Source organism: Kistimonas asteriae, assembly GCF_018263925.1.
Lineage (GTDB): Bacteria > Pseudomonadota > Gammaproteobacteria > Pseudomonadales > Endozoicomonadaceae > Kistimonas > Kistimonas asteriae.
Genome location: NZ_JAEVHF010000037.1, coordinates 1 through 3,213, shown reverse-complemented (window position 1 = coordinate 3,213; position 3,213 = coordinate 1). Strand labels below are relative to the sequence as shown.

The 3,213-nt window shown below is 41.2% G+C and carries 5 protein-coding genes; all 5 read left to right on the top strand.

Going from position 1 to position 3,213, the window contains the following annotated elements:
• Positions 1-145 precede the first annotated feature (145 nt).
• Entirely contained in the window at positions 146-568 is a 423-nt protein-coding gene (locus KHS78_RS22110) for a hypothetical protein (protein WP_211831186.1), read from the top strand.
• Between the two features lie 93 nt (positions 569-661).
• The gene (locus KHS78_RS22105) at positions 662-1,312 is read left to right on the top strand and encodes a hypothetical protein (protein ID WP_211831185.1); all 651 of its coding nucleotides are present in this window, start codon (positions 662-664) and stop codon (positions 1,310-1,312) included.
• Between the two features lie 416 nt (positions 1,313-1,728).
• Positions 1,729-2,067: an Imm1 family immunity protein gene (locus tag KHS78_RS22100; RefSeq protein WP_211831184.1), complete on the top strand. Its 339-nt coding sequence runs from the start codon at positions 1,729-1,731 to the stop codon at positions 2,065-2,067.
• An 89-nt stretch (positions 2,068-2,156) separates the two neighbouring features.
• Positions 2,157-2,495, top strand: a complete 339-nt coding sequence (locus tag KHS78_RS22095) for a hypothetical protein (protein ID WP_211831183.1) — start codon at positions 2,157-2,159, stop codon at positions 2,493-2,495.
• Positions 2,496-2,584: 89 nt separating this feature from the next.
• Positions 2,585-2,851 (top strand): hypothetical protein, encoded by a 267-nt coding sequence (locus KHS78_RS22090; protein WP_211831182.1) that lies wholly within the window; start codon positions 2,585-2,587, stop codon positions 2,849-2,851.
• Positions 2,852-3,213 lie beyond the last annotated feature (362 nt).

Sequence of the window (3,213 nt, the reverse complement as noted above, 5' to 3'; positions counted from 1 at the left end):
TACTTTATTAATTTATAAAATATCCAGAGCCTTAATTTAGCATTAGCCTTAAAAAGCAGTATTCCGCATGTAACAAAACAATCGTGTGGGACTGCACTAACGTGCAGCCCCACATCGAGTCGTTATGTGCTCAGGGAGTGAAATCATGAGTTATGACTTGATGGTATTTGAACCAACAGTCGCTCCACAAGAAAGAAAAAAATTCATGGAATGGTATGCCCAACAAACAAAATGGGCAGAAGATCATTCATATCAAGACCAAGCAGTTACAACAGAAAGACTGCAAGCCTGGTTTAGGGAAATGATTGAGCACTTCCCACCTATGAACGGCCCGCTTGCATCTGACAACGTAGATGATCCTAGAGTAACTGATCACTGTATAGGTCACCATGTAATCTATTCGGCATATTCATGGTCTGTAGCTGAAGAGGCTTACCCTAAAGCAAGAGAGTTAGCAGTGAAGCACTCTGTAGGTTTTTTTGATGTTAGTGCAACCAACGGAGAAATCTTGTTCCCCAGCAACTCTTCAGGCACTAAAAACAAAAAACCATGGTGGCAGTTCTGGTAAAGCACATAACTAATCATTCGTGTGGGACTGGCACTGCTTCGCAGCACCAGCCCCACAACTCAGCGTTATGCAGGGTGAATGTTGAGATTTTGCATGAACAAGAAAGAACTAAGAACATTGCAAAGTGCATGCTCTAAACTGGACCAGTTTAATGATTATCGGATGCATGACTATATCTGTATATTGATGAACACAGTACTTGATTTCCAGATGCAGACTCCTGTGGTACAAAGAGCTTATGAGCATTATATAAACAATCGGAGAAGCGAGATAAGAAGCCATAGTGATTTACAGCGCTTGCTCTCAAAGTACCCAAATACTCTTAAGAGCAATACTAGATTGGCTCAGTATCTATGGGGAACAAACCACTGGTCAAGAGTCAAGCTACTCAGAGAGTTGGTGAAGTTTTTTGAGGCTGAAAATGTAAGAGGGTATAAATCTCTGAAAAAGTGGATTGATAAATCAACCTTCGAGAACATTCAAGGAAAAGTTGTCGTAAGGGATAAAGACACAGGAAAAGTTATTCACTCTATTGGTCCAGTACTTTTTGAATGGCTACGATTGAGGCTAGGAAAGGATACAATAAAGGCTGATGTGCATGTAAAGAGATTTATGGAGAAAGTGTTAGGCTATACACCTAGCTCAGACATCATAATTTCATCTTTAATTGAGGTGTCTAGGAATATCGGTGTCAAACCCAGGGAGTTAGATGCTGCAATATGGCATGAAATGAGCGGCTACTAACTAGATGCATAACAAGGCGCTGCAACCGACAGCCAAAACTGTCACTTGTTTTGCAAAAAGCCGCAAAACAAGCGCCATTTTTGTCTGCGGCTGAGCGCGGCGTTATGCGCAGATAGATAATGCAAATTGAAAAAAAGTACAGACTATTCAGTTTTATATATCTGTTAGGCTTTCCAGTTGCTGGCATCCTAGTCGGTATTTTATTCGCTTATATGCTGGACTTAGTTAACGGGGGAATTAATAGTCTTGGCTATCAGATATCAATAATACTATGGGGCGGCTATGGCTTATATGGCGGTATCTATGGTTTTATTTCAATGAGAAAAATGCACCTATCTTATAAGACACATGAAAAATATAAGTCGAGCCACAACAAACGGCTGTAGCTACCATGCTGCGCATTATGCAAAAACAATATGAACTCCATTGATCTAATAAATAAAATCGACTCCCCGCAGCAATTCAAAGAAATATGGCTATCTAGCCCCACTGGCCAAAAACTTTGCGCTCTAATTAATGGCGATATTGGTTGGTTAATGTATCTGCGCTCAGAAAGTGACACTGGGTTTTCATCACGTAATCCTGCGATCAAGTCTGAGAAAGAAATAGAATATTGCTTAAGCAATGGTGAAGAGAACCATTTCCCAGAAAAGTGGGCTTACCCAATAGCAACAATCAAAGAAGCAATGCTCTACTTCATCAACACGAGCAATAGGCCTCATCACGTCATATGGCATGATGATTCACAGCCATAAAAAATGTGCTACTGCGCATAACTAGTCATTCGTGTGGGACTGGCACTGCTGCGCAGCGCCAGCCCCACAACTCAGCGTTAGCCCCCTATATGACTGAAGTTCTAGATAAGCTTATTAATATTGCCAAACAGATTTCACGAGGAGAGATCCCCGAGTATCAAAACAACGAACGCTTTACGTCAGGAGCCTTTGACTTGCTGTTGGTCAATGCTCATGGCCCTGAAGCGTTTAGCTTACTCTCTGATTTGTGTTCTCGTGTTGAAGCATTAGAGGACCACCCTGTTGATATGAAAGGTATTTACCTGCTGGCATCTCAACTTGCTGTTCAGTCAAGAACCACCGAAATGCCAGCAGGTATGGAACGAATGATTTTAAGTAATCCGAGTTTGTCCAAAGAGCTTAGCCAGTGGTACAGGTTCAAGGGCTAACAATCCGTTGTTGTTCGCCCCTTCGGGGCTCGGGACCTTCGCAGCTTTGCTGCTCGGCCCCAAAACTTAGCGTTATGCGCAAATAGATAATGCAAATTGAAAAAAAGTACAGACTATTCAGTTTTATATATCTGTTAGGCTTTCCAGTTGCTGGCATCCTAGTCGGTATTTTATTCGCTTATATGCTGGACTTAGTTAACGGGGGAATTAATAGCCTTGGCTATCAGATATCAATAATACTATGGGGCGGCTATGGCTTATATGGCGGTATCTATGGCTTTATTTCAATGAGAAAAATGCACCTATCTTATAAGACACATGAAAAATATAAGTCGAGCCAGAACAAAGGGCTGTAGCTACCATGCTGCGCATTATGCAAAAACAATATGAACTCCATTGATCTAATAAATAAAATCGACTCCCCGCAGCAATTCAAAGAAATATGGCTATCTAGCCCCACTGGCCAAAAACTTTGCGCTCTAATCAATGGCGATATTGGTTGGTTAATGTATCTGCGCTCAGAAAGTGATACTGGGTTTTCATCACGTAATCCTGCGATCAAGTCTGAGAAAGAAATAGAATATTGCTTAAGGAACCTGCGAGCAAGTGACTTTTAAGAAATACAGTTTATGGAAGTTATTAAATCACTATTATGCAGCTCAAAAATAACTCAGTTTCCTGTTATTTAAGCCGGCTTACCGGCTTCCAGATACATTAA

Excerpts from the sequence above, each read along its gene's own strand:
- KHS78_RS22090 (WP_211831182.1), top strand. The coding sequence starts at position 2,585 with ATGCAAATTGAAAAAAAGTACAGACTATTCAGTTTTATATATCTGTTA.
- KHS78_RS22095 (WP_211831183.1), top strand. The coding sequence starts at position 2,157 with ATGACTGAAGTTCTAGATAAGCTTATTAATATTGCCAAACAGATTTCA.
- KHS78_RS22110 (WP_211831186.1), top strand. The coding sequence starts at position 146 with ATGAGTTATGACTTGATGGTATTTGAACCAACAGTCGCTCCACAAGAA.
- KHS78_RS22105 (WP_211831185.1), top strand. The coding sequence starts at position 662 with ATGAACAAGAAAGAACTAAGAACATTGCAAAGTGCATGCTCTAAACTG.
- KHS78_RS22100 (WP_211831184.1), top strand. The coding sequence starts at position 1,729 with ATGAACTCCATTGATCTAATAAATAAAATCGACTCCCCGCAGCAATTC.